The sequence below is a fragment of the Streptomyces sp. NPDC032126 genome, from assembly GCF_055580085.1.
In genome coordinates this window covers 60676-84622 of the sequence record NZ_JBVIMA010000012.1, presented here as the reverse complement: position 1 = coordinate 84622, position 23947 = coordinate 60676, and the positions used below count along the sequence as shown (strand labels likewise).

Annotated in this window: 26 protein-coding genes and 1 tRNA gene; 12 read left to right on the top strand and 15 right to left on the bottom strand. The window is 70.8% G+C overall.

Annotation, left to right across the window (positions count from 1 at the left end):
* Positions 1-6: 6 nt before the first annotated feature.
* The gene (locus ACZ5NW_RS34305) at positions 7-858 is read right to left on the bottom strand and encodes a helix-turn-helix transcriptional regulator (protein WP_468747917.1); all 852 of its coding nucleotides are present in this window, start codon (positions 856-858) and stop codon (positions 7-9) included.
* 49 nt (positions 859-907) lie between these two features.
* Here ACZ5NW_RS34305 and ACZ5NW_RS34300 point away from each other — a divergent pair, with 49 nt between their 5' ends.
* Positions 908-1336 carry a DUF2000 family protein gene (locus tag ACZ5NW_RS34300; RefSeq protein WP_468747916.1) on the top strand — a complete coding sequence of 143 codons (429 nt, stop codon included), beginning with the start codon at positions 908-910 and terminating at the stop codon, positions 1334-1336.
* Positions 1337-1364: 28 nt separating this feature from the next.
* On the opposite strand, the gene ACZ5NW_RS34295 is transcribed toward ACZ5NW_RS34300, so the two are convergent.
* Positions 1365-2627, bottom strand: a complete 1263-nt coding sequence (locus ACZ5NW_RS34295; protein WP_468747915.1) for an MDR family MFS transporter — start codon at positions 2625-2627, stop codon at positions 1365-1367.
* 154 nt (positions 2628-2781) lie between these two features.
* On the opposite strand from ACZ5NW_RS34295, the gene ACZ5NW_RS34290 reads away from it, so the two are divergent.
* Positions 2782-3543 carry a phosphoglyceromutase gene (locus ACZ5NW_RS34290; RefSeq protein ID WP_468747914.1) on the top strand — a complete coding sequence of 254 codons (762 nt, stop codon included), beginning with the start codon at positions 2782-2784 and terminating at the stop codon, positions 3541-3543.
* Between the two features lie 81 nt (positions 3544-3624).
* Here the strand turns inward: ACZ5NW_RS34290 and ACZ5NW_RS34285 are convergent, their stop codons facing one another.
* Complete coding sequence (locus ACZ5NW_RS34285) at positions 3625-3864, bottom strand: ribosomal protein L7/L12 (protein WP_468747913.1); 240 nt, start codon at positions 3862-3864, stop codon at positions 3625-3627.
* A 138-nt stretch (positions 3865-4002) separates the two neighbouring features.
* On the opposite strand from ACZ5NW_RS34285, the gene ACZ5NW_RS34280 reads away from it, so the two are divergent.
* Positions 4003-4551 (top strand): hypothetical protein, encoded by a 549-nt coding sequence (locus tag ACZ5NW_RS34280; protein WP_468747912.1) that lies wholly within the window; start codon positions 4003-4005, stop codon positions 4549-4551.
* 28 nt (positions 4552-4579) lie between these two features.
* Here ACZ5NW_RS34280 and ACZ5NW_RS34275 read toward each other — a convergent pair whose 3' ends face one another.
* Both ACZ5NW_RS34275 and phoU read right to left on the bottom strand, forming a co-directional pair.
* Positions 4580-4828 carry an SCO4226 family nickel-binding protein gene (locus ACZ5NW_RS34275; protein WP_468748008.1) on the bottom strand — a complete coding sequence of 83 codons (249 nt, stop codon included), beginning with the start codon at positions 4826-4828 and terminating at the stop codon, positions 4580-4582.
* 456 nt (positions 4829-5284) lie between these two features.
* Positions 5285-5986: a phosphate signaling complex protein PhoU gene (gene phoU / locus ACZ5NW_RS34270; RefSeq protein ID WP_468747911.1), complete on the bottom strand. Its 702-nt coding sequence runs from the start codon at positions 5984-5986 to the stop codon at positions 5285-5287.
* Positions 5987-6198: 212 nt separating this feature from the next.
* On the opposite strand from phoU, the gene phoR reads away from it, so the two are divergent.
* The gene (gene phoR, locus ACZ5NW_RS34265) at positions 6199-7500 is read left to right on the top strand and encodes a two-component system sensor histidine kinase PhoR (RefSeq protein ID WP_468747910.1); all 1302 of its coding nucleotides are present in this window, start codon (positions 6199-6201) and stop codon (positions 7498-7500) included.
* A 5-nt stretch (positions 7501-7505) separates the two neighbouring features.
* Complete coding sequence (gene phoP / locus ACZ5NW_RS34260; protein WP_018568744.1) at positions 7506-8177, top strand: two-component system response regulator PhoP; 672 nt, start codon at positions 7506-7508, stop codon at positions 8175-8177.
* Between the two features lie 98 nt (positions 8178-8275).
* On the opposite strand, the gene ACZ5NW_RS34255 is transcribed toward phoP, so the two are convergent.
* Positions 8276-8950, bottom strand: coding sequence for a DUF461 domain-containing protein (locus tag ACZ5NW_RS34255; RefSeq protein WP_468747909.1), 675 nt, complete (start codon positions 8948-8950; stop codon positions 8276-8278).
* Positions 8951-9688: 738 nt separating this feature from the next.
* Here ACZ5NW_RS34255 and ACZ5NW_RS34250 point away from each other — a divergent pair.
* From ACZ5NW_RS34250 to ACZ5NW_RS34225, 6 genes are all read left to right on the top strand, one after another.
* Positions 9689-10171: a CarD family transcriptional regulator gene (locus ACZ5NW_RS34250; RefSeq protein ID WP_003953493.1), complete on the top strand. Its 483-nt coding sequence runs from the start codon at positions 9689-9691 to the stop codon at positions 10169-10171.
* A 296-nt stretch (positions 10172-10467) separates the two neighbouring features.
* Entirely contained in the window at positions 10468-11220 is a 753-nt protein-coding gene (gene ispD / locus ACZ5NW_RS34245; RefSeq protein WP_468747908.1) for a 2-C-methyl-D-erythritol 4-phosphate cytidylyltransferase, read from the top strand.
* Positions 11210-11713 carry a 2-C-methyl-D-erythritol 2,4-cyclodiphosphate synthase gene (gene ispF / locus ACZ5NW_RS34240; RefSeq protein WP_468747907.1) on the top strand — a complete coding sequence of 168 codons (504 nt, stop codon included), beginning with the start codon at positions 11210-11212 and terminating at the stop codon, positions 11711-11713. The genes ispD and ispF overlap by 11 nt, the downstream gene beginning before the upstream one ends.
* Positions 11714-11758: 45 nt before the next feature.
* Positions 11759-13159 carry a cysteine--tRNA ligase gene (cysS, locus tag ACZ5NW_RS34235; RefSeq protein WP_468747906.1) on the top strand — a complete coding sequence of 467 codons (1401 nt, stop codon included), beginning with the start codon at positions 11759-11761 and terminating at the stop codon, positions 13157-13159.
* Positions 13160-13247: 88 nt separating this feature from the next.
* On the top strand, positions 13248-14189 hold the full coding sequence (gene rlmB, locus ACZ5NW_RS34230) for a 23S rRNA (guanosine(2251)-2'-O)-methyltransferase RlmB (RefSeq protein ID WP_468747905.1): 942 nt from the start codon (positions 13248-13250) through the stop codon (positions 14187-14189).
* 117 nt (positions 14190-14306) lie between these two features.
* Positions 14307-15953: a DoxX family protein gene (locus ACZ5NW_RS34225; RefSeq protein ID WP_468747904.1), complete on the top strand. Its 1647-nt coding sequence runs from the start codon at positions 14307-14309 to the stop codon at positions 15951-15953.
* A gap of 69 nt (positions 15954-16022) precedes the next feature.
* Here ACZ5NW_RS34225 and ACZ5NW_RS34220 read toward each other — a convergent pair whose 3' ends face one another.
* The 3 genes from ACZ5NW_RS34220 to ACZ5NW_RS34210 form a co-directional block, all read right to left on the bottom strand.
* Positions 16023-16754: a nucleotidyltransferase family protein gene (locus tag ACZ5NW_RS34220; RefSeq protein ID WP_468747903.1), complete on the bottom strand. Its 732-nt coding sequence runs from the start codon at positions 16752-16754 to the stop codon at positions 16023-16025.
* A 120-nt stretch (positions 16755-16874) separates the two neighbouring features.
* Positions 16875-17330 (bottom strand): hypothetical protein, encoded by a 456-nt coding sequence (locus ACZ5NW_RS34215; protein WP_468748007.1) that lies wholly within the window; start codon positions 17328-17330, stop codon positions 16875-16877.
* A 181-nt stretch (positions 17331-17511) separates the two neighbouring features.
* On the bottom strand, positions 17512-18597 hold the full coding sequence (locus tag ACZ5NW_RS34210; RefSeq protein ID WP_468747902.1) for an ABC transporter ATP-binding protein: 1086 nt from the start codon (positions 18595-18597) through the stop codon (positions 17512-17514).
* 218 nt (positions 18598-18815) lie between these two features.
* On the opposite strand from ACZ5NW_RS34210, the gene ACZ5NW_RS34205 reads away from it, so the two are divergent.
* A tRNA-Thr gene (locus ACZ5NW_RS34205) sits at positions 18816-18889 on the top strand.
* Positions 18890-18967: 78 nt separating this feature from the next.
* Here ACZ5NW_RS34205 and ACZ5NW_RS34200 read toward each other — a convergent pair.
* From ACZ5NW_RS34200 to ACZ5NW_RS34175, 6 genes are all read right to left on the bottom strand, one after another.
* Complete coding sequence (locus ACZ5NW_RS34200) at positions 18968-20107, bottom strand: site-specific integrase (RefSeq protein WP_468747901.1); 1140 nt, start codon at positions 20105-20107, stop codon at positions 18968-18970.
* Complete coding sequence (locus tag ACZ5NW_RS34195) at positions 20107-20271, bottom strand: helix-turn-helix domain-containing protein (RefSeq protein ID WP_468748006.1); 165 nt, start codon at positions 20269-20271, stop codon at positions 20107-20109. Before ACZ5NW_RS34195 ends, ACZ5NW_RS34200 begins: the two co-directional genes overlap by 1 nt.
* Positions 20272-20749: 478 nt before the next feature.
* Positions 20750-22225 (bottom strand): ATP-binding protein, encoded by a 1476-nt coding sequence (locus ACZ5NW_RS34190; protein WP_468748005.1) that lies wholly within the window; start codon positions 22223-22225, stop codon positions 20750-20752.
* 2 nt (positions 22226-22227) lie between these two features.
* On the bottom strand, positions 22228-23070 hold the full coding sequence (locus ACZ5NW_RS34185; RefSeq protein WP_468747900.1) for a bifunctional DNA primase/polymerase: 843 nt from the start codon (positions 23068-23070) through the stop codon (positions 22228-22230).
* A gap of 92 nt (positions 23071-23162) precedes the next feature.
* Positions 23163-23450: a hypothetical protein gene (locus tag ACZ5NW_RS34180; protein ID WP_468747899.1), complete on the bottom strand. Its 288-nt coding sequence runs from the start codon at positions 23448-23450 to the stop codon at positions 23163-23165.
* A 19-nt stretch (positions 23451-23469) separates the two neighbouring features.
* Positions 23470-23940: a hypothetical protein gene (locus ACZ5NW_RS34175; RefSeq protein ID WP_468747898.1), complete on the bottom strand. Its 471-nt coding sequence runs from the start codon at positions 23938-23940 to the stop codon at positions 23470-23472.
* Between the last annotated feature and the right edge of the window lie 7 nt (positions 23941-23947).

The window sequence follows — 23947 nt, the reverse complement described above, 5'->3', positions numbered from 1 at the left end:
GCGGGGTCAGCGCATGCGCGGTCTTGCGGCATCGGATAGCGGTGTGGTAGCGCGGTACCGCCCGGGCGTCACGCCCACCAACTTCCGGAAATGACGGGTGAGATGGGCCTGGTCGAAGAAGCCCGTCGCCGTCGCGACCTCGCCCGGCGCGAGCCCGTCCAGCAGCAGCCGACGGGCCCGGTCGACCCGGCGGGACGTCAGATACTGGTGCGGGGCGATGCCGTACGCGGTGCTGAACGCCCGTACGAGATGGGCGGGGTGGGCGTGCAGGAGCACCGCAGCCCGGTCGAGGGTGAGCCCGTCGACCACGTGTTCGTCGAGGAGTTCGCGCAGCCGGCGGGCGAGGGCGGGGTCGGGTCGCGGCGCGGCCGCGGGTGCGGCGCCCAGGGCGGCGCGCAGCCGCTCGGCGACGAGGGTCAGCCTGCTCTCCGCCTCCAACTCCTCGCCGCGCGGCACGAGCGCGCTGTGCAGCTGCCCCACGCGCCGCCGCAGCAGCGGATCCCGCAGATCGGGCCCGTCGACGGCGGCCCCGACCAGGTGCGCGCCGAGGACATCGGTGTCCAGATACACGACCCGCTTGCGGAAGCCGTGCGGGGTGGCGGGGGAGCCGTTGTGCGGGACGTGCGGCGGGAGCAGGGTCACGGTGTCGTCCGGGGTGCCGTGCTCATGCCGGTCGAGGTCGTACCGTACGGCCCCGTCGTCCACGATGAGCAGCGTCCACGCCTCGTGGACGTGCATCGGGTAGGCGTACTCGGTGAAGTGGGCGTGGAAGACCTCCACGACGCCCGGTATGCGCGGGCGCCACGCGGAAACCTCCTGCCGGGGGTGCCGGGGGTGCCGGGGTTGCCGGGGGGCCATGCAAAGAACGTACAAGACGGGGCCGTACGGCGGCCCGCATCCTCGGATCATGAGCGACGACGCACCCATCCGATTCGACACGAAGATCGCCGTGCTGCTGCGGGACGACCTGGAGCCGTGGCAGCGGCTGAACGTGACCGCGTTCCTGGTCAGCGGCCTCGGAGCGGAGCTCCCCGAGGTGATCGGGGAGCCCTACGAGGACGCCGACGGGGTGGGCTATCTGCCCATGTTCCGCCAGCCGGTACTCGTCTTCGAGGGCGGCAAGGAGACCCTGAAGGCGGCCCACGCGCGCGTACTGGCGCGGTCCCTGCCGAGAGCGGTGTTCACGAGCGACCTGTTCGCCACCGGCAACGACCGGGACAACCGGGCGGCGCTGCGGGCCGTACCCACGGACCAGCTGGATGTCGTGGGACTCGCGGTGTACGGCGCGCGGGGCGCGGTGGACAAGGTGCTCAAGGGGGCACGGATGCACCCTTGAGCTCAGGGAATCCTCAGGGGGTCGGACCTCAGGGAGTCGCGGTCGCGCCCGTGAGCTCCTTGCCGGCGGTGGGCTCCGGCGCGGTGGACTCGTCGGGCAGCCGGCGCATGAGGACGCCGTACCCGACGCCGGCCACCGTGCCGATCACCGCGCACATCGCCCACAGCCACCCGGCGCCGAAGTGGTCGATGACGTACCCCGACATCAGGGGGGCGACCAGCGCGGCGACCGACCACGACATCGTGGCCATGCCCTGGTAGCGGCCGCGCCCCTGCGCCGGGGAGAGCCGCACGACGAGCCCGGCCTGGGTCGGCGCGCTGACGATCTCGGCGAGTGTCCACACGCAGACGGTGAGCGCGAACACGCCGACGGATCCGGCGACGGCGGTGAGGCCGAAGCCGTACCCGGTGAGGAGCGAGGACACGACGAGGAGGCGGCGCGGGTCCCGGTGTTCGATGAACCGGGTCACGGGGATCTGCAGGGCGACGATCAGGATGCCGTTGACGGCGATGGCCAGGCCGTAGTCGGCGGGGGAGAAACCGGCCTCGCCCATGGCGACGGGGAGTCCGACGGAGCCCTGCTGGAAGATCAGGGCGACCAGGAAGGTCAGTCCGACGACGCTCATGAACCGCCCGTCGCGCAGCACGGTCCCGAGCGAGACGGAGTCCTCGGCGGCCGCCGACGCCGTGCTCTCCACCGGCTTGGACTCGGGCACCTTCAGAAAGACGACGATCGCGCAGACGAGGGTCATGCCGGACTCGATGAGGAAGCCGGCGAGATAGCTGACCTGGGCGATGAAGCCGGCGGCCATGGACGAGACGGCGAAGCCGAGGTTGATGGCCCAGTAGTTGAGGGAGAAGGCGCGGACGCGGTCCTCGGGCCGGACGATGTCGGCCATCATCGCCTGCACGGCCGGCCGGGAGGCGTTGGAGGCCATGCCGACGAGGAAGGCGACGGCGGCGATGGCGACGGGATCGCGCACGAAGCCGAGGAGGGCGACGGAGGCGGCGGTCGAGAGCTGCGCGATGAGCAGCGTGGGCCGCCGTCCGAGCCGGTCTGCCATGACACCGCCCCCGAGCGAGGAGACCACACCGCCCAGCCCGTGCAGGGAGGCGACGAGACCGGCGTAGGAGGCGGAGTAGCCGCGCCCGATGGTGAGATAGAGGGCCATGAAGGTGGCGACGAAGGCGCCGAGCCGGTTGACCAGGGTGCTGGTCCACAGCCACCAGAACTCACGGGGCAGCCCGGAGACGGACTCCCGGGCCGCTCGTCTGAGACCGGCGACGGACATGGGACCCCCCGAAATCGATGTAAGCGCCGAACGCGGAGTTCACAACTTACGAGGGGTGGGCCGGGGAAGGCCACTCAATTAACAGGAGCCGTCAACCGTCCACAGGCCGGGCACGGGGCACCCCACCCCAAAACCTTCGATTACGCTCGGACGCATGGCCGACGCACCGTACAAGCTGATCCTCCTCCGCCACGGCGAGAGCGAGTGGAACGCGAAGAACCTGTTCACCGGCTGGGTGGACGTCAACCTCAACGAGAAGGGCGAGAAGGAGGCAGTCCGCGGTGGCGAGCTCCTGAAGGACGCCGATCTCCTCCCCGACGTGGTCCACACGTCCCTCCAGAAGCGCGCGATCCGCACCGCGCAGCTGGCCCTGGAGGCCGCCGACCGCCACTGGATCCCGGTCCACCGCAGCTGGCGCCTGAACGAGCGCCACTACGGCGCCCTCCAGGGCAAGGACAAGGCACAGACCCTCGCCGAGTTCGGCGAGGAGCAGTTCATGCTGTGGCGCCGCTCCTACGACACCCCGCCCCCGCCGCTGTCGGACGACTCGGAGTTCTCCCAGGCCGCCGACCCGCGCTACGCCTCCATCCCCCCGGAGCTGCGCCCCCGCACGGAGTGCCTGAAGGACGTCGTCGTCCGCATGCTCCCCTACTGGTACGACGGCATCGTCCCCGACCTCCTGGCCGGCCGCACGGTCCTGATCGCCGCCCACGGCAACAGCCTGCGCGCCCTGGTCAAGCACCTGGACGGCATCTCGGACGCCGACATCGCGGGCCTGAACATCCCGACCGGCATCCCGCTCTCCTACGAACTCGACGCCGACTTCAAGCCGCTCACCCCGGGCGGCAAGTACCTCGACCCGGAGGCGGCGGCAGCGGCCATCGAGGCGGTCAAGAACCAGGGCAAGAAGAAGTAATCGCCCACGCGTAAGCCCCCTGCCTGCGGTTTCCCCGCTGGGAGGGGGCTTTCCGCTGCCTCTGGGCCGTCTCTGGGCCCGTCAGGGCGATGGAGCCGCGTGCTCTCGGGGCTTTGGGTCCTGCTCTTGTCTCCACTCCGCTCTGGCGCCGGCGCTCTGGAGCAAAGCGACAGCGGACTGGGCCCTGCATGCAGACAGCCCCTTTTGGAGGGTGACGGGCGCTTGGCGCGCCAGGTCCCGGCTGCGCCACAAGCTGTGCCCGGTCACCTTGCGCACCGCCAGGATCACATCCATCTCGCGGGGCCCGCAGTCGACGAGCACCCCGTGGCCGGAGTTGGGGTGCCCGTCGATGCGTGGTGGGGGCGAACTAGGGTTTCGGGTATGGCCTTGGGACCCGATGAGTTTTATGAGCACGCGATGGTGGCCGCCGATCGTGACGGGCGGCTTCCGTTGGCGCGGATGACGGGGTGGGACATCAGCCCCTTCGAGTCGGACGGGTTGCGGGTCTCGCCGCTGCGTCCCCCGGTTCTGCCCGAGCCCGCGCGGCACGGTGAGGACCCGGCGGACTGCGAGGCGTGCCGCGCACGGGACGTGGGGATCTGGCTCGACGACCGCTGGCGGCTCATCCGGATCCCGGGAGTCGGCGTGCCCCTGGTGCTCATGCTGTATCCGCGGGACCACTACGACATGGCCGACCTGCCCGACGAGCTGGCGGCCGAACTGGGCGTGCTGTCCACGCACGTCGTCCGCCACGTACAGGCCCTGCCGCACATCTCACGGGCCCACGTCTACCGCATCGGGGACGGCGGCGCCCACCTGCACATCTGGTTCTTCGCCCGGCCCGAGGGGCAGGCCCAGCTGTACGGATCGTGGATGCCGGTCTGGGACGATCTGCTCCCGGAGTACCCGGCGGACGTCGCGGACGCGGACGCGGCGATCGTGGCGGACGCGCTGGCCGCATCGTACGGAGGACATCGTACGAACGGCCAACGCGGCGACGACGCCTGACAGGGCGTCACCGAGACGTGCGCCGGTCTCAGACCGACAGCGGTACCGCGTGGATCTCGTCCGCCTTGTGGCCCGCGCGTTCGTGCACGCGCTGGACCGCTTCCGCCGACGGGCCCTCCGAGAGGCAGTAGACGAGGCCCGACTCCGGGTCCGCCCACGCCTGTTCGAAGTGGACGTTCTCGTCCTTCTCTATCGCGAGGTCGGCGTTGTGAGCCTCGCGCAGCTGGTCCGCCGTGATGCCCTGCATCCCGCGGTGGACGTCCATGAACTTGGCCATCGCCACGCACCTTCCTTCCTCTGCCCCGCCCGTTGCACTCCCTCCATGCTGCGCCTCCTCCTCGCGACCCGCAGACGATCAAGGGGCCCGGTGATCGCGTCACCGGGCCCCTCGGAGGGTTCCGCTCATCCGCACTGGCAGGGATTTCCCGCCTGGCACCCGCATCCGCACCCCGAGCCGCAGCCGCAGGCGCCGATCAGGGTCAGGTTCCCGATCTCCGAGGGCTGCTCGGTCGGGCGCTCCTGGGTGGGGTCGGGGTTCGTGCTGGGGGATTCGGCCATGGTTCCTCCCGGCTAGAGGCTGGTGCCTGTGCCCATTGCATGCCCGTTTCCCTGGGCGCATCAACGGCGCACAGTGGCTCGCGCAAGCCCCCCGGCTCCAAGCGCAAGCCCCCCAACCCGCCACCCGCAGGCCCCCGCCCACGGCGACACCGCCCCACCCGCAAGCGGCGCAGCCCTACGCCCCCTCCACCTCCCCCACCCCCGCCTGCACCGCCGGCAGGTCCTGCTGGAGGTCGTCCGCGTGTTCGCCCGTCACCAGGAACACCACGCGCTTGGCCACGGCCACCGCGTGGTCGGCGTACCGCTCGTAGTAGCGGCCCAGCAGCGTGACGTCCACCGCGGTCTCGATGCCGTGCTTCCAGCGGTCGTCCATCAGGTGCTGGAAGAGCGCGCGGTGCAGCAGGTCCATCGCGTCGTCGTCCTGCTCCAGCTGCATCGCCAGATCGACGTCCTTGGTGATGATGACCTCGGCGGCCTTCGCCATCAGGCGCTGCGCCAGCTGCCCCATCTCCAGGATCGTCGCGTGCAGGTCGGCCGGGACCGCGCGCGCCGGGAAGCGCAGCCGCGCCAGCTTGGCCACGTGCTGGGCCAGGTCGCCCGACCGCTCCAGGTCGGCCGACATGCGCAGCGACGTCACGACGATGCGCAGGTCCGTCGCCACCGGCTGCTGCCGCGCGAGCAGCGCTATGGCCCGCGCCTCCAGGTCGTGCTGGAGCTCGTCGACCTTCTGGTCGGCCTCGATCACGCTTTCGGCCAGCTTCAGATCGGAGTCGAGGATGGCGGTGGTGGCGCGTCCGATCGCCGATCCGACCAGGCGGGCCATCTCCACCAGACCGTCGCCGATCGAGTCCAGTTCCTCGTGGTACGCGTCCCGCATCAGGCTTCCCTCTCGTACGTGGTTCCTGGGGTTTTCCGGCTCCTGCCAGTCTCCTGCCAACCCCGACCCTGCCACCATTGGCCCCGCACGCGTCGAATTCCGCCACCCCAAATGAACCGACCCTGGCTCCAAGGTGAACTCTGGGCGACGAGTGTTCGAGGTCGCACCTCCATGGCTGTGGCCACGACGTATCCCATGCCTAACCTGGATGCATGGACGTGAACGCGGCGGTCGCCGCAGCGGCAGCGATCGCCGGGGTACTCACCGGTGTCATCGCCATGCTGGCGTTCCGCTGGAGCGAGCGCGACCTGAAACGCCCCACCCGTACCTCCCTGCACACCGACCCCGTGCTCCCGCCCGGGGTCGACACGGTGCTGTCCGTGCTGCGCTCCTCGGCCGTCGTCCTCGACGAGGCCGACGCGGTCGTCAAGGCCAGCTCCGCCGCGTACGCCCTCGGGCTGGTCCGCGGCGGCAAGCTCGCCGTGGAGCCCATGCTCCAGATGGCCCGGGACACCCGGCGCGACGGAGAGATACGCCAGGTCGAGCTGGACCTGCCCCGGCGCGGCACCGGCCGCGGCGAGGCCCTCGCGGTCTCCGCGCGCGTCGCCCCCCTCGGCTCCCGGCTGGTGCTGCTCCTCGTCGAGGACCTCACCGAGGCCCGCCGTATCGAGGCGGTCCGCCGCGACTTCGTCGCCAATGTGAGCCATGAGCTGAAGACCCCGGTCGGCGCGCTCTCCCTGCTCTCCGAGGCCGTCCTCGACGCCTCCGACGACCCGGAGGCCGTGCAGCGCTTCGCGGGCCGTATGCAGATCGAGGCGACCCGCCTCACCAACCTCGTGCAGGAGCTCATCGACCTCTCCCGGGTGCAGAACGACGACCCGCTGGAGGACGCCGAGCCCGTCCGGATCGACGAACTCGTCGCCGAGGCCATCGACCGCTGCCGCCACCAGGCCGGCACCAAGCAGATCACCATGGCCACCGGCGGCACCGCCGACCTGCACGTCTGGGGCAATCGCGGCCAGCTCGCCGCCGCCCTCGGCAATCTCGTCGAGAACGCCGTCAACTACTCCCCGGCCCGCACCCGCGTCGGCATCGCCGCGCGCCGGGTGTCCATGCCCGGCGGGGACCTGATCGAGATCGCCGTGACCGACCAGGGCATCGGCATCTCGGACAAGGACAAGGAGCGCATCTTCGAGCGCTTCTACCGCGTCGACCCCGCCCGCTCCCGGGCCACCGGAGGCACCGGTCTGGGTCTCGCGATCGTCAAGCACGTGGTCGCCTCGCACGGCGGGGAGGTCACGGTGTGGAGCGCCGAGGGTCAGGGCTCCACGTTCACCCTGCGGCTTCCGGAGGCGGGCGCGGCCCGCGACCGGGCCCAGCAGCATCCCGAGGTCGACGACGAGGACGACGTCGTCCACCCCTCTGCCGGGCCGGGCTCCGCCGACCCGTCCCCTGTCACACCCCCCGACTCAACCGCGTACGAAACGCTTTCCGCCCCGGAGGTCCTTCCGTGACCCGTGTGCTCGTCGTCGAGGACGAGGAGTCCTTCTCCGACGCCCTGTCGTACATGCTCCGCAAGGAGGGCTTCGAGGTCGCCGTGGCGGCCACCGGGCCCGACGGCCTCGACGAGTTCGAGCGCAACGGCGCCGATCTCGTGCTCCTCGACCTGATGCTGCCGGGGCTGCCCGGTACGGAGGTGTGCCGTCAGCTGCGCGGCCGCTCCAACGTCCCCGTGATCATGGTGACGGCGAAGGACAGCGAGATCGACAAGGTCGTGGGCCTCGAAATAGGAGCCGACGACTACGTCACCAAGCCCTTCTCCTCGCGCGAGCTGGTCGCCCGTATCCGGGCCGTCCTGCGCCGCCGCGGGGAGCCGGAGGAGGTCACCCCGGCCGCCCTGGAGGCCGGCCCGGTCCGCATGGACGTGGACCGCCACGTGGTGACGGTCTCCGGCTCCAAGGTCGACCTCCCGCTGAAGGAGTTCGACCTCCTGGAGATGCTCCTGCGCAACGCCGGCCGCGTCCTCACCCGTATGCAGCTCATCGACCGCGTGTGGGGCGCCGACTACGTGGGCGACACCAAGACCCTCGACGTCCACGTCAAGCGCCTGCGCGCCAAGATCGAGCCGGACCCGGGCGCCCCGCGCTACCTGGTGACGGTCCGCGGCCTCGGCTACAAGTTCGAGCCGTAAGCCGTACGACGGTCGACGTCGAGTACGACAAGGGCGGCACCCCGGCGAGGGGTGCCGCCCTTGTCGTCATACCGCTACGGGGCGTGCCGCTACGGCCTTCAGCTCGCCGACGCCGACGGGCTCGCGGTGCCGTGGCCGGCCGGGGACTGGGACGGGCTGCCGCTCGGCTTGGTGGAACCGCTCGGCTTGGCCGAACCGCTCGGGCTGGCGGAGCCGGTCGCCGCGGGGCTCGTGGAAGGGCTCGCGCTGGGGCTGGGGATCTCGCTCGGGCCCCACTTCGAGAAGTAGCTCTTGGCCGGGACGACGTAGGCGCTCAGGGTCACGTCACCGGTCTCGCTGAGGGTGAAGGTGACCTTGCGGACGCTGGCGTTCCGGGTGGCTTCGCTGCCCTTGGCCAGCGTGGCGCTGGCGTTGCCCTTGCCACCGATCACGACGGAGCCGTGGGCGGGCACGATCACCTTGCCGTTGCCCTTGGCCGGCTTGACCTCGGCGGTCTGGCCGACGTTCGGAAGCTTGATCGCGTCGACGGTCTGGTCGTCGTCCCCGCTGTTGAAGAGGGTCGCCGAGATGACGGCCGGGCCTTCGGTCTCGGTGTCGGGCTGTGTGATGACGAGGGCGTTCTGGATCTTGATGGCGCCGACGCTGATGGCCGCGTTGTCGGGCTTGATCTCCAGCGTCTGTGCGTTGTTGCCGGCGCCACAGGCGGCGAGCGAGGCGATCGAGAACGCGATGGCGGAGGCGGCGAGGGCGCCGCGTCGAAGGCTGCTGCTCACGGCGGCGGCAACTCCTTGAACGCAGGGGCGGCTTTCCTTATAAAGCCGCCCTAAGTGTCTGTCAGCGGCCTTAGGTTACCGAGCCGTTCCCGCGCCACCGCACCCGACCCGCCTCTAAGGCCCACCGGGCCGCACGCGACGCCCTCGGCGCACCCGTGGACAGCCGTCCCGAAGCACACACCACAGCTCGCACCACAGCACCCGCCGGAACACGCGCGGAGGCGCGCACCGGAGCGCACAAGTGACTCACGAGTCACATTGCCTTCTTCCTGGTAGTTCCGTTCCGCGGGTTCTCCCGGTTCTCTCCCGTAGCACGCCATTCACATAAGCGCCGTGATGCGGACGCGCGGATTTTCCGTGAAGGAATGCGTGGTGAACCCGGGAATTGATCACCCGGTCGGAGCTTCCCGGACCCTTCCGCGGGTGGCTTGATCAATTCGCGGAAACGACGCGCAACCGTCACGGCTCGCCGAACGGAGTAGCGGAAGTCGCACATCTGGAACCGGACATTTGCGGACGTTCGACCGGCTGCGCGGACCTCCGGGGGTGGGTAACGTGTGCGTTTCTCCCACCTCGGACAGCGGCTCCGACCTGCGAATACCCGCCTCCGGGGCCTCGCCGCAGCACGTCCGTGTCGCTGTTGTCAAGCCCCGAGATATGCCCTGACCTGCGAAAACGCCATTCAGGAACCGCCGTTTCCGTGTTACTCTGGATAGCCACGGAAGGGGTACCTGTCACATGACGTTCAAGGTTGGCGACACCGTGGTCTATCCCCATCACGGGGCCGCGCTGATCGAGGCCATCGAAACTCGCCAGATCAAAGGCGTGGACAAGACCTACTTGGTGCTGAAGGTCGCCCAGGGTGACCTGACGGTACGTGTGCCAGCGGACAATGCGGAGTTCGTCGGCGTGCGTGATGTGGTCGGTCAGGATGGGCTGGACCGGGTCTTCGAGGTGCTGCGCGCGCCGTACGCCGAGGAGCCCACGAACTGGTCCCGTCGCTACAAGGCAAATCTGGAGAAGCTCGCCTCCGGCGATGTCATCAAGGTCGCGGAAGTCGTGCGTGACCTGTGGCGTCGCGAGCGTGAGCGCGGACTGTCCGCCGGTGAGAAGCGCATGCTCGCCAAGGCCCGCCAGATCCTGGTGAGCGAGCTCGCCCTCGCGGAGAACACCAACGAGGACAAGGCCGAGGCCCTGCTCGACGAGGTCCTCGCGTCCTGACGCCAGGGCCCCGGTCCGGCGCAGCACACCTCAGCACATCGAAATGCCGCGGTGCCCGATGACAAAATACTGTCGCCGGGCGCTGCGGCATGTTCGTACACGTGGTGCGCCTTGCCCGGCAGAGGCTGGTGCGCGAGTCCCCCGCCGTACAGGTGTTACGACTGCGGTGCGGTGTGCCGGGCCCGGGCAGCTGCCTCGACCGGCGCGTCACGGAAGGGTCCGTTCAAGGAGTCGCGCCCGGCACTCCTTCCAGGCCATACCCACGTAGGCTCAAGCCACAAACCTGACAGGTACCGATGTCTGACGATTCGCTTCCCGCACGGGCGGCCGCCCGCACGGCGGCGGTGATTCCCGCCGCCGGCCGCGGTGTCCGCCTCGGCCCCGGCGCCCCCAAGGCGCTGCGCGCGCTGAACGGCACCCCCATGCTCATCCACGCGGTGCGCGCGCTGGCCGCCTCCCGCGCGGTCGCCCTCGTGGTGGTCGTGGCCCCGCCGGACGGCACGGCGGAGGTGAAGTCGCTGCTCGACGCGCACGCCCTGCCGGAGCGCACGGACTTCCTGGTGGTCCCCGGTGGCGAGAGCCGCCAGGAGTCGGTGCGGCTCGGCCTGGAGGCGCTGCCGCCCGAGTACGAGATCGTGCTGGTCCACGACGCGGCCCGCCCGCTCGTGCCCGTCGACACCGTGGACGCGGTCATCGAGGCCGTCCGCGAGGGCGCGCCGGCCGTGGTCCCCGCGCTGCCGCTCGCCGACACGGTCAAGGAGGTCGAGCCGGCGGCGACGCCCGGCGCGCCCGAGCCCGTGCTGTCCACGCCGGAGCGGGCGCGGCTGCGCGCGGTGCAGACCCCGCAGGGCTTCGACCGGGCCACGCTGATCCGCGCCCACGAGACGGTCACGGACGACGTCACCGACGACGCGAGCATGGTGGAACAGCTCGGCGAGCGGGTCGTGGTCGTGCCCGGTCACGAGGAGGCGTTCAAGGTCACCCGGCCGCTCGACCTCGTCCTGGCCGAGGCGGTCCTCGCGCGCAGGAGGCTGAACGATGGCTTCTGAGCGGCCGCCGCTGCCGCGGGTCGGCATCGGTACGGACATCCACGCCTTCGAGGAGGGCCGCGAGCTGTGGTGCGCCGGCCTGAAGTGGGAGGGCGAGGGCACCGGCCTCGCCGGCCACTCCGACGCGGACGTCGTCGCGCACGCCGCGTGCAACGCGCTGTTCTCGGCGGCCGGCCTCGGCGACCTGGGCCGGCACTTCGGCACGGGGCGCCCGGAGTGGTCCGGCGCCTCCGGCGTCACCCTCCTGAGGGAGGCCGCCCGCATCGTGCGTGAGGCCGGCTTCGAGGTCGGCAACGTGGCCGTGCAGGTGATCGGCCCCCGCCCGAAGATCGGCAAACGCCGCGACGAGGCGGAGGAGATCCTCTCGGAGGCGGCGGGAGCCCCGGTGAGCGTGTCGGGCGCGACGACGGACGGCCTGGGCTTCCCGGGAAGGGAAGAGGGCTTGATGGCGGTGGCGACGGCACTGGTCGTCCAGGTCGTCCCCGTGGGCTGAATGGTCCTGTCCCCCGCACTCCCCGGTGCCCACTACCCTGGTGTCGTGACTATTCGCCTGTACGACACCAGCGCCCGGCAGATCCGTGACTTCGCCCCGCTCACGCCGGGTTGTGTCTCGATCTACCTGTGTGGCGCCACCGTGCAGGCGGCCCCGCACATCGGCCACATCCGCTCGGGCCTGAACTTCGACATCATGCGCCGCTGGTTCGCCTACCGCGGCTACGACGTCACGTTCATCCGCAACGTCACCGACATCGACGACAAGATCATCGCCAAGTCCGCCGACCAGGGCCGCCCCTGGTGGGCGATCGGCTACGAGAACGAGCGCGCCTTCACCGACGGCTACGCCGCCCTCGGCTGCCTCCCCCCGACCTACGAGCCGCGTGCCACCGGGCACGTGACCGAGATGGTCGAGATGATGCGCGGCCTCATCGAGCGCGGCCACGCCTACGAGTCCGACGGCAACGTCTACTTCGACGTGCGCTCCTTCCCCGGCTACCTCCAGCTCTCCAACCAGGAGCTGGAGAACCTCCTCCAGCCCTCCGGTGAGGGCGAGACCGGCAAGCGCGACCCCCGCGACTTCGCGATGTGGAAGGCCGCCAAGCCGGGCGAGCCGACGTGGGAGACCCCGTGGGGCCGCGGCCGCCCCGGCTGGCACCTGGAGTGCTCGGCCATGGCGCACAAGTACCTCGGCTCCGCCTTCGACATCCACGGCGGCGGCCTCGACCTGATCTTCCCGCACCACGAGAACGAGATCGCCCAGGCCAAGGCCTACGGCGACGAGTTCGCCCGGTACTGGGTGCACAACGCCTGGGTCACCATGAGCGGCGAGAAGATGTCGAAGTCGCTCGGCAACAGCGTCCTGGTGTCCGAGATGGTCAAGCAGTGGCGTCCCGTCGTCCTGCGCTACTACCTCGGCACCCCGCACTACCGCTCCATGATCGAGTACAGCGAGGAGGCCCTGCGCGAGGCCGAGGCGGCGTACGCCCGCATCGAGGGCTTCGTGCAGCGCGTCGTCGAGCTGACCGGCAATGTCGTCGAGCCCGCCGCCGAGGTGCCGCTCGCCTTCGCCGAGGCCATGGACGACGACCTGGGCGTGCCCCAGGCTCTCGCCGTGCTCCACACGACGGTCCGCCAGGGCAACAGCGCCCTCGCCGCCGACGACAAGGAAGCCGCCGTGGCCCGCCTCGCGGAGGTGCGGGCCATGCTGGGCGTCCTCGGCCTCGACCCCCTCGACCCGCACTGGGCGGGCGAGGCGGACCGGGGCGAGGACCTGCACAGCGTGATCGACGGCCTGGTCCGCATGGTCCTCGACCAGCGCGAGGCCGCCCGCGCCCGCAAGGACTGGGCGACCGCGGACGCCATCCGCGACCAGCTCGGCCAGTCGGGCCTGGCCATCGAGGACAGCCCGCAGGGCCCGCGCTGGAGCATCGCCCCGCGCTGACAAGAGAACGCGAATGTGCCGCCCGGCCTCTCGGGCGGCACACTTGCACTGACGTACGTACACACGCTTTCACGGAGACAGGTAGGTCATGGCCGCTAACAACCGCCGCATGTCCGGCAAGAAGGGCGCGCAGGTCGGCAGTGGCGGCCAGCGACGCCGGGGCCTCGAGGGCAAGGGGCCGACGCCGCCGGCCGAGATGCGCAAGGGGCACAAGAAGAACCGCATCGCCACTGCCAAGACCAAGCAGGCCCAGCGCCGCCCGGTGGCGCGCGGCCGGGGCGGCAAGGGCACGTCCGAGATGGTCGTCGGCCGCAACCCGGTCGTCGAGGCGCTGCGCGAGGGCGTCCCCGCGTCGACGCTCTACGTCCAGCAGTTCATCGACAACGACGAGCGGGTGCGCGAGGCGCTCCAGCTGGCGGCCGAGCGCGGCGGGATCAACCTCATGGAGGCGCCCCGCCCCGAGCTGGACCGCATGACCAACGGCCTCAACCACCAGGGCCTGGTCCTCCAGGTCCCGCCGTACGAGTACGCGCACCCCGAGGACCTGGCCGACGCCGCCTACGACGAGGGCGAGGACCCGCTGATCGTCGCCCTCGACGGCGTGACCGACCCCCGCAACCTCGGCGCGGTCGTCCGCTCCGTCTCCGCCTTCGGCGGCCACGGCGTCGTCGTCCCCGAGCGGCGCGCCGCCGGCATGACCGCCGGTGCGTGGAAGACGTCCGCCGGCACCGCCGCCCGTACGCCGGTCGCCCGCGCCACGAACCTGACGCGCGCGCTGGAGTCGTACAAGAAGGCGGGCATCGTGGTCGTCGGCCTGGCCGCCGACGGCGAGCACGAGATCGGCGAACTGGAGGCCCTTCAGGGCCCCGTCGTCATCGTGGTCGGCAGCGAGGGCAAGGGCCTGTCCCGCCTGGTCGGCGAGACGTGCGACTTCCGCGTCCGCATCCCCATGCCGGGTGGCGCGGAGTCGCTGAACGCCGGTGTGGCGGCGGGGATCGTGCTGTACGAGGCGGCGCGCAGGCGCGTCTGAACACGCGTCCGTACGTTCACTCGTACGGGTCAATTCCGGCGTCCCGGACAAGCTTGACGCGGTCCGGACACATCCGGCGGGTCAAAGCAGTGTCCTAAACACACGTCACTCGGTTAGATGAGTGTGGACACCAGAACACCCCGCACGCCCATGGGGGGCCGCTCGTCGGGATTCGATTCCGGGTTCGACGACGCTCCCGCGCTGAGCATGGTGAAGGTGCCGAGCGACCCGGCGCAGATCATCGTCAACCACGCGAGCTTCCGCGTGCAGTTGGGCGCGTCGTCGGTGCGGCGCGCCCCCTCCCGGACCGCACGGCCCGGGAGCGCCGAGGACACGGCGAGGATCCCCGTCGGCGCTGCGGGCAGAGCCGGCGCCGCGCGGCGCCGGCCCGTCGTGTGGAGCGGCCGGTCCGCCCCCGACGACACCGGCGCCCACCGTCTGCTCCAGGCGGTGCGGGCCGGCAGCGTCGGCCACGGCGAGGACACGGGCGCGGACGCCGGGGCCACGCAGGTCATCCCGCGCGTCGACGTCGGCGGCGGCTACCCCGGCGACGACTACGACGGCGACCTCGCCTCCCAGACCCTGGAGACACCCGTCGTCGGCGCCCAGCGCGGCCCCGGCGACGGAGAGCACCGGCTGCTCCCGCCGATGCGCACCGTCGACAGCGTCTACGACGAACAGCCCTACGCCGACCCGGAGTTCCCCGCCGACCCCGAGCGCACCGGCGCCGGCCAACGCGCCAAACGGCACGGCGACGACCCGGCACGGCACGCCTACTACCCGGGCCGCCGGATGAACCTCGGCGTCGTCCTGCTCCCGCTGCGCGTCTTCCTCGGCTTCATCTCCATCTACGCCGGCATGGGCAAGCTGTGCGACCCCGTCTACTTCGACGGCGGCAAGCGCGGCTCGATGGTGAAGTGGCTCAACACCCTGCACCCCTGGGAAGTCGCCGAGCCGCTGCGCCAGTTCGCCCTGCACCACCCGGTCGGCTCCGGCCTCGTGATCGCCTTCTTCCAGGTCATCGTCGGCGTCCTGACGATCCTGGGCTGCTGGCAGCGGGTGGCGGCGGTCGTCGGCGCCCTGCTCTCGGCCGCCCTCATCGTCACGGTCAGCTGGAAGACCGTCCCCGTCTACGACGCGCCCGACATCATCTACCTCGCCGCCTGGTCCCCGCTGATCATCGCGGGCGCGCCGGTGTACTCGATCGACGGCCGCCTCGCGGCGAGCGCCTGGCGCCGGCTCGGCCCGCGCTCGGAACTGTGGGAACTCCGCCGGTTCGTGCTGCGCAGGGGCGCCCTGATCACGGCCATCGTCATCGGCCTGACGCTCCTCATCGGCTCCCTGCTCGGCGGCGCCGTACGCGACGCCGACCGCGTGGTCGTCCCCGGCCCCGGCGAGGCCCCGCGCAACGAACTCCCCGGCTCCCCGCTCCCGGAGTCCTCCGGCAAGCACAAGGCGAGCCACGGCCCGTCCGCGTCGACCTCCCCGACCCACGGCGCCACGTCGGCCCCCACGACCGGCGACGCGGCCCCCGGCTCGACCCGCGACACCGACGAGGCGACGACGGGCGCCCCGAGCCAGACCCAGGGCACGGTGGGCGACACGGCCCCCCGGCAGTCCGACACCTCCGACGACACCCCGAGCACCACGACGACCTCCGGCGGCTCCAGCAGCACCGGCGGCTCGACGAGCGGCAGCCCCGAGGGCGGAACCGGCGGCTCGTCGAGCGGCCGGCCGGGGCTGGTGGGCGGCCTGCTGGGCTGACACCGGCCACAACGACGAGGGGCCCCGCGTCGCTATGACGCGGGGCCCCTCGTCGTCGTGCGGGACGTATCAGCGCCCCAACGCCGCCAATTCCTTCGCCGCCTCCGTCAGATCCTTCGCCGTGTCGATCGCCCGCCAGTAGGCGCCCTGCGGAATCGGGAACCCGGCGAGCCGCCGCTCACGGGCGAGGTGGGGAAACGTCGTCCGCTCATGGTCCCCCCGCTCGGGCAGCAGCCCCGTGAACTCGGGCGAGAACACATACACACCCGCGTTGATCTCGAACGTGGACGGCGGCGCCTCGATGAAGTCGGTGATGTGACCGAACCCGTCGGTCTGCACCGCGCCCCAGGGAATCCGGGGCCGGGCCAGGGCGAGCGTGGCGACGGCGTCCCGCTCGGCGTGGAAGCCGGCCATGTCCCGCAGGGAGAAACGGGTCCAGATGTCGCCGTTGGTGGCGTACCAGGGCCGGTCGGGGTGGGGGAGGTGCTGGGCGGCGTACTTGAGGCCACCGCCGCGCCCGAGCGGCTCGGGCTCCACGACGGTGTTCACCCGCACGGGCAGCGTGGCCGTCTCCAGCCACGTCTGGAGCACGTCGGCGAGGTGGCCGCAGGACACGACGACGTCGGTGACGCCCTCCTCGGCGAGCCAGGTCAGCTGATGGCCGATGATCGGCGTCCCCGTGCCGGGGATCTCGACCATCGGCTTGGGCCGGTCGTCGGTGTAGGGGCGCAGCCGGGATCCCTGGCCACCGGCCAGGATGACGGCTTGTGTGGGGCGTGCGGCGGCGTGCGGGTGAGTCATGCGCCGCAGGATACGCCGGGCCTCGGCTCGACTCCGGGCCTGGGGCACGGCGCCTCAAGGGGCACGGAGCCGCATATCGATACAGCCCCCGCCCCTTTCACGCCGGTCAGCTCACGCCGGTCAGGTGTGCGCTGCCATGACTCCCGAGGCGAACGCCGTGTCGCAGACCGGGCGGGCGTAGGACTGGGCGCGGGACGGGCCGTAGATGCGGACGGCCGCCTGTCCCAGGGCGCGGGCGATGGACGCGCAGTGCTTGGCGAGCGACGGCTTGCCGTTCACGGCCTCCTGGAGGTGGGTGAGGGCGACGCCCGGGTCCTTCTCCTGGAGCTCGGACAGCAGCTGGTCGCGCAGGACGTCCTGCGGGGCCCGGGGGGCGCCGTGGGCGGCGCGGTGCGCGGTGGAGACGTCGGAGGCGGTGAGCACCGATTCCGAGGGGTTCCCCGACCAGTTGACCCGGGTGACCGCGAGGGTTCCCGAGAGCACCATGACGACGGGCAGGACGAGGGCGAGAGAGCGACCGATCCGTCGGGCGGGGCCCCGGCCGCGTCGCGACGGTTGCTGGGTGGAGTGGTTCACGGAGTGCTTCACGCGAGTGAGGGTAGCGCCCGGTAATGATTTGGCGACATTTAGTCACCCAGATGGGGGATGATGGAGTGCCTCTTTTTGGGTAATGCGTTGACGGAACGGCTTCCGGGCGGACGAGAAGGGGCCCCGCAGCGTGCTGCGGGGCCCCTTCTCACGTGGGAAGACGGATGCCTCAGTCCGACAGGCGCTCGCCCGTCGAGGTGGAGAACACGTGGGTCTCGCCCGCGCGCGGGACGACGTGGAGCGTGCTGCCCTTCTCCGGGACGTCACGGCCGCCGACGCGGACCACGAGGTCCTGCGTCTCGCCGCCGACCTGGGCGCTGCCGTAGACGAAGGCGTCGGAGCCGAGCTCCTCGACCACGTTCACGGTGACCGCGAGACCCTGCTCGGCGTCGGTGGTGACGTCGAAGTGCTCGGGGCGGACGCCGACGGTGACCGTCTTGTCGGTGGCGGAGGCGAGCGCGTCGCGCTGCACCGGCACCACCGAGTTGCCGAACTTCACGCCGCCGTCGGCGATCGGCACCTCGACGAGGTTCATCGCGGGGGAGCCGATGAAGCCGGCCACGAAGAGGTTGGCGGGCTTGTCGTACATGTTGCGCGGGGTGTCGACCTGCTGGAGCAGACCGTCCTTGAGGACCGCCACGCGGTCGCCCATCGTCAGGGCCTCGACCTGGTCGTGGGTGACGTAGACGGTGGTGATGCCGAGGCGGCGCTGGAGCGAGGCGATCTGCGTACGGGTCGAGACACGGAGCTTGGCGTCGAGGTTCGACAGCGGCTCGTCCATGAGGAAGACCTGCGGCTCACGCACGATGGCGCGGCCCATCGCGACACGCTGGCGCTGACCGCCGGAGAGGGCCTTCGGCTTGCGGTCCAGGTACTCGGTGAGGTCGAGGATCTTCGCGGCCTCCTCGACCTTCTGCCGGATCTCCGCCTTGTTGACGCCGGCGATCTTGAGCGCGAAGCCCATGTTGTCGGCGACCGTCATGTGCGGGTAGAGGGCGTAGTTCTGGAACACCATGGCGATGTCCCGGTCCTTGGGCGGCAGGTGGGTGACGTCGCGGTCGCCGATGCGGATGGCGCCGCCGTTGACGTCCTCAAGACCGGCGAGCATGCGGAGCGAGGTGGACTTTCCGCAGCCGGACGGGCCGACCAGGACGAGGAACTCGCCGTCCGCGATCTCGATGTCGAGGCCGTCGACGGCGGGCTTGGTGGAACCCGGGTAGATCCGGGTCGCCTTGTCGAACGTGACAGTGGCCATGGCTCAGAGGCCCCCTTCTACCGGCAGGAACGTGCCGGACGATCCGTTGTAGGAAGGTGGTTGGTGTAGTCCACATGAGTGAACTGGGTCAGGACGGTACCTGGCATTCACCTGCTCTGTCAGTACCCCGAGGACCGTGAACTTCGCGGAAATTTTCGACAGAACGCTCCGCGGACCTGGGTACACTGCACGGGCGCGTGTCTCGCACACCCGCGCATGCCTCCTTAGCTCAGCTGGTCAGAGCGCCGCTCTTGTAAAGCGAAGGTCGTCGGTTCGAATCCGACAGGGGGCTCTGCGATCCACCTGCGTCAACGCCCGCACGGTCCGGGACCGTCAGGGCGTTGACGGCAAATCTTGACGGCAGTCCGGCTTAACGGCGCCGTTTCAGCAGACGATCCATGTGGCCCATGGCCTCTCGCCGGTGATCGTCGCTCACGTGTGTGTACACGTTCATGGTCACCGCGATCTGCGAGTGGCCGAGGATCTCCATCACGGTGCGGGGCGCAACGCCTGCCGCGAAGAGCAGGGACGCGCAGCCGTGGCGGGTGTCGTGTAGGCGCACCCTCGGCAGGTTCGCGGACTCCGAGATCCGGAGGAACGACCGGTAGAGGTTCCGGGGCTCGATCGGCCGGCCGCTGCGCGTCGTGAACACATGATCGCTCTTGTGCCAGTCAGCGCCGGCCGCCGCGCGGCGCACGGACTGCCGCATGCGGTGCCACCGGAGCGGCGCCACGCACATCGTGGGAATCGGGATCACCCGCGACCGCCGGTTCTTGGTCGTGTCCAGGTAGAGAGCCTTTCCACCCCGGTTGAGGGTGGTCCGGACCGTGAGGGTGCGCCGGTCAAGGTCGACGTCCCGCCACTGCAAGCCGAGGATCTCACCCCGGCGCAGACCGAGGGCGACGGCGAGGACGAACGCGGTGTAGAGCGGATCCGTCCGCGCGGCCTCCAGGAACGTGAGGGTCTCGTCGAGCGCCCAGGGACGGAGCTCCCGTGGCTCGACCCGGGGCGCGGGAACGAGTTGGACGACGTTGCGGCTGATCAGTTCGTCGCGGCACGCGGCGGTGATCGCCGTACGCAGCACGCGGTGCGCTTCCTTCGCAGTCGCGGCCGACGACTGCGCGGTGACCTTCGAGATCATCTGCCGTACGTTCGCCGTGGTGAGCGACTCCAGCCGACGACTGCCCAGCAGCGGCACCAGGTAGAGCCGTACGTGCATCTCGTACTTCACGTACGTCGTCCGCTTCCGGTTGGGCCGGATGTACTCCTCCAGCCAGTACGGCAGCCACTCCGAGAGCTTCGCCGACCGTGAGGGCGTCGGGATCCCCTGACGGTCGCGGCGCACGAGTTCCTGCCGCTTCTCGTCGCACTCCTCCCAGGTGGAGCCGTAGACGGTCTTGCGCTTGCGGGTGCCGTCGGGCTGGGGGACGTAGACGCGCGCCTCGAAGCGTCCGTCCTTGCGCTGCCAGATGCTGCCGGCGCCGTTCGGGTTCCTCTTGCGGGGGGCCATCAGGCTGCGTTCTCCTCAAGTCGGTTCTGCATGTACTCGCGGACGGCCTCCACCGGGATGCGGCGGGCACGGCCGGACGTGTAGCTCGGGAGTTCCTTGGAACGGATCAGGTCGTAGACCTTGCTGCGGCTGAGGCGCAGGGCGGTCATGACCTCGGGGACCATGAGCGCTTGCGGGGGCGGGGGCACGGTGATGCTCACGCGAGATCTCCTCAGGGGCGGGGTGGTCCGTGCTGTCCGAAGCGGGGATTTCTGCGTCATCGCGTCACCTGCGTCAATCAGGGTTCTGACCTGCGGGTTCCTGTGACGCAAGGGGGCGGGTCCTGCGTCACCCATGACACGGCCGCTCGTCACGGGGGTGACGCTGATGACGCGGGATGACGCAGGATTCGCCGTCTGCGTCACCGCTGTCGCCGCAGGTCAGCGGCCGTCTGTCGGGCAGGTGGTGACGCAGTGACGCAGACCTTCCCTACTTAGGACAAAGAGGGGTGGGTGTCTGTGGGTCTTTACGTCCGCTCAGGCTTGAAGAATGGGCCGCTTCGCGGCGCGACCTGTGCAGGGGCGGCTGTCGCCGCCGAACGGCAAGAGGAGCACCCCGGGCGCGGCGTGCTCCTCTTGCTTGTCCGACTGTCCGGGCGGGCTGTCAGAACGCGATCTGCTGCTCGGGCGGCGGGGGCGGGGTCTGGCGGCTGAGTTCGATGTAGCGGGCGGCGCTGGTGCGGCCCCAGTCGACCAGGACGCCCCGCGCGGCAAGGGTGGGCTGGATGCGCCTCAGCCGGTCGGAGAGCACCTTGCCGGTGGTGGGCCAGCCCTTGGGCAGGGGGCGGCATTCCTCGCCGCTGTAGAGGGCGGTCAGGGCGTACAGCCACTCCGCCGACGTCATCCGCACCTCTTCGCCGGGAGGGAGTTCGGCGGCGTACTTGAGGACCGTCTGCGCCAGGAGGTCACCCTCGATCACGTCGTCGTTGAGGTCGTCCAGGCTGGCCCGGTACGCCTCCAGCGTCCCGAAGCCGGTGGCGCTGTCGAGCTGCGCGCACAGGTGGGCGAAGTCGGCCATCCGCAGATCGGTCGGGGCCTCGGCCTGCACCGCGCGGACCTTCACGGTCAGGTCGAGCAGAGAGCCGAGGACGACGGGCAGGATCTCGGCGTACTCCGCCCACAGCTCCGCTTCGGTGCGCCGCACCCGGGGGCGTTCCAGCCGCAGGGTGAGGAGCCGCTCGGCGAGGTCGGGCCGGATGACACCGACGTCGATCCCGGTCAGCAGCATCGGTCGGCGGTAGCGGGAGCGGACGACGTCGCCGTCGGTGAACAACGCGCGCTTGATGCTCTCGGCCCCGGTGATGACGCAGCACATGAGGTCGGACAGGTCCGGGGGCAGGTGGGAGAGGTTGTCCAGGGCCGTGATCCACCCGGCCGCGACCGCCGTGATCATGTTCTCCTCGTCCTTGGGCGCCCGCCGCAGGTCACCGGTCATGCCCTCGATGATCCGCACGAGCATCCGCCCGCCGGTCGACTTGCCGGCGCCCTGCGGTCCGGTGAGGAACGGGGCCGGGACAGGCACGGACGGCTCCAGGCAGCCGATGAGCCACGCGATGGCGAGGGCTTCGGTCTTGGCGTCGGCGAAGTTGCACAGCCGCATCAGCAGGTCGATGCCCTTGCCGTTGGTGTCCTTCGCGGGCAGGGGGAGTTCCCCGGTGAGCTGGGTGCGCCGCCAGCACACCTCCTCGGGGTCGGGGACGCGGATGTCCCAGCCCGTGGGGTGGATGCGGACAGACTGACCGTCGTCGCGGCCGAGGTCGAGCCAGGTGGCCCCGTCGAAGCCGGGGGCCACGCGGATGTGGGTGGGCTGAACCCGCTCGGTCAGGGCGAGAGCCTCGATCAAGTCCAACGCCTCCTTGAGGGCGGTTCCGTTGAAGACGCCGACCCCGTCGCGGAAGAGGCCGACCATGAGTTCCTGGCGGTGGCTACCGGTCGTGCCCTGGGAACGGATCGGGCGCGCGACGGGGTGGCCGTTGCGCTGCGCGTACACGGTTCCGTCGGCGGTGCGGAAGTAGCGGAAGTGCGCCTGCGCGTAGTCGGTGATGACCTGCCGGGCGGGGTTCTTCTCTTCGTCGGACACGGTCACAGCCCCAACGTGGTGCGGGCGTTGGACCACGCGTCGGCGCAGTGTCTCGGTGATTCGCCTTTGGCCCACGCGGCGGTGAACAGCCGTGCGACATGGGCTTCCGTGAGGCAGCCGCACCGGCCGTGCGTCGACAGCACCGCGAGGAACGTCCGGTACACCGTGGCGTGGATTGCGCTGGGGGCGTCGGTGATGCGCTGCTCGGCCATGGCGATCCCACGGTCCAGGTATGTGGTGGTGCGGTGAGGGCACTCCCCCTGTCTGCCCCTCAGGGGCACTGTGGGCGTCTGTGGCGCCCTGCGAGCCGGAGACGGCTTTGCTGCCAGCGCGCGCACAGCGTCCGGGAGAGCGGCGGTGGCGCCGATGCCGGGGCCGAGCCAACGGGCGTAGGACATCGCGGACTTGATGTCGACGCCCTCACGGACGCCGTTCACGGACCGCATGACGCCCTGGTAGATCCAGTGCTCTCCGCGCGTAGTGGTCACGGTTTGGGTGGCGGGCAGGGTGGCGCGGGCCCAGTCGACGGCTGCCTCGTCGTCGAGGTCGACGACGGTCACGCCGGCGCCGCCGGGGTGGTAGGCGAGGGCGGCGGCCCTGCGCCACGCGGACGCCCACGGTGGGGAGGCGAGGACGTGGGGGTCGGTGGTGGCGGCGGCCCAGCCGTGGCACGGGCGCGGGCAGATGCAGGGACCGGGAGCCTTCATGTTCGATCGGCCGCCACACGCGTTGTCGGCGCAGTCGGGGCAGTTGCCGAACGGCACCTTCCCTGCCCGCAGGGGCAGCACGGGGACGCCGCGCGCGGCGAGGGCGAGCGCTCGCCGAAGGTGGGGTGGTTGCGTCATGCTGGGAGACCTCCAACAGGTCTGTTGAGGACTGGTTGGCAAGGGCGGCCCCGTGATCTTTGGCGAGATGAGGGGGGCCGCCCTTGGCGTAGCTAGAAGGGCGGTTCGTCGCTGTAGCCGCCGGGGGCCCACGGGTCACGGCCGGCGCCGGTGCGGCGACGCAGCCACCGGGGGCGGCGCGGGAGCGGCAGCAGGACGATGCCCCATTCCGTCCAGCAGGGGCAGGACTCCCACTCGGTGCCGGCGTACTCGCCGGTGTGGTCGCCGTAGTCGTGCGGGATGCCGCCCCCGCCGTCGCAGTCGACGCAGTCGGGTCGGGGTGTATCGGTGAGGATCAGGGCGTTGCGGGGCAGCGCGGTGCGCTGGATACGCAGTCGCATCACGGGATGAATCTCCTTGTCAGCCGTAGAACTTGTTGCGCTTGATGACGGCTTTGCGGATGTTGACCGTGGTCCCGGGGGTGCTGTGGCCGCGTGTGCTGAACACCTGGACGGCGATCCACCCGCCGAAGATCACGGCGGCGAGGGTGATGAGCTGGGTGATCAGCGCGGTGAGCGCGGCGATGAACGACGTGAGGATGAGCAGTCCGCCGCACACGGCGAGGAACCCCACGCCCCCGAGGGCGACGTTCACCGCTGCGCGGGAAACGGCTGGCTTGGCGAGTACGGGTTCGGGCTGCGTGGGGGTGATGGCGTAGCCGGTGACGACGCGGCCGTCGGGCAGGACGACGCTCGCTACGGCCGGGGCGGCGCCCGGCTGCACTGGGATGAGCGGCGCCGTTTGGACGACGACGGCGGGCTGTCTCGGGGTCGGCTGGTGGACCTCCACGGCCCCCGGTACGGGGGCGTGGCTGGTGTTCTCGGGGTACATGCGGAAT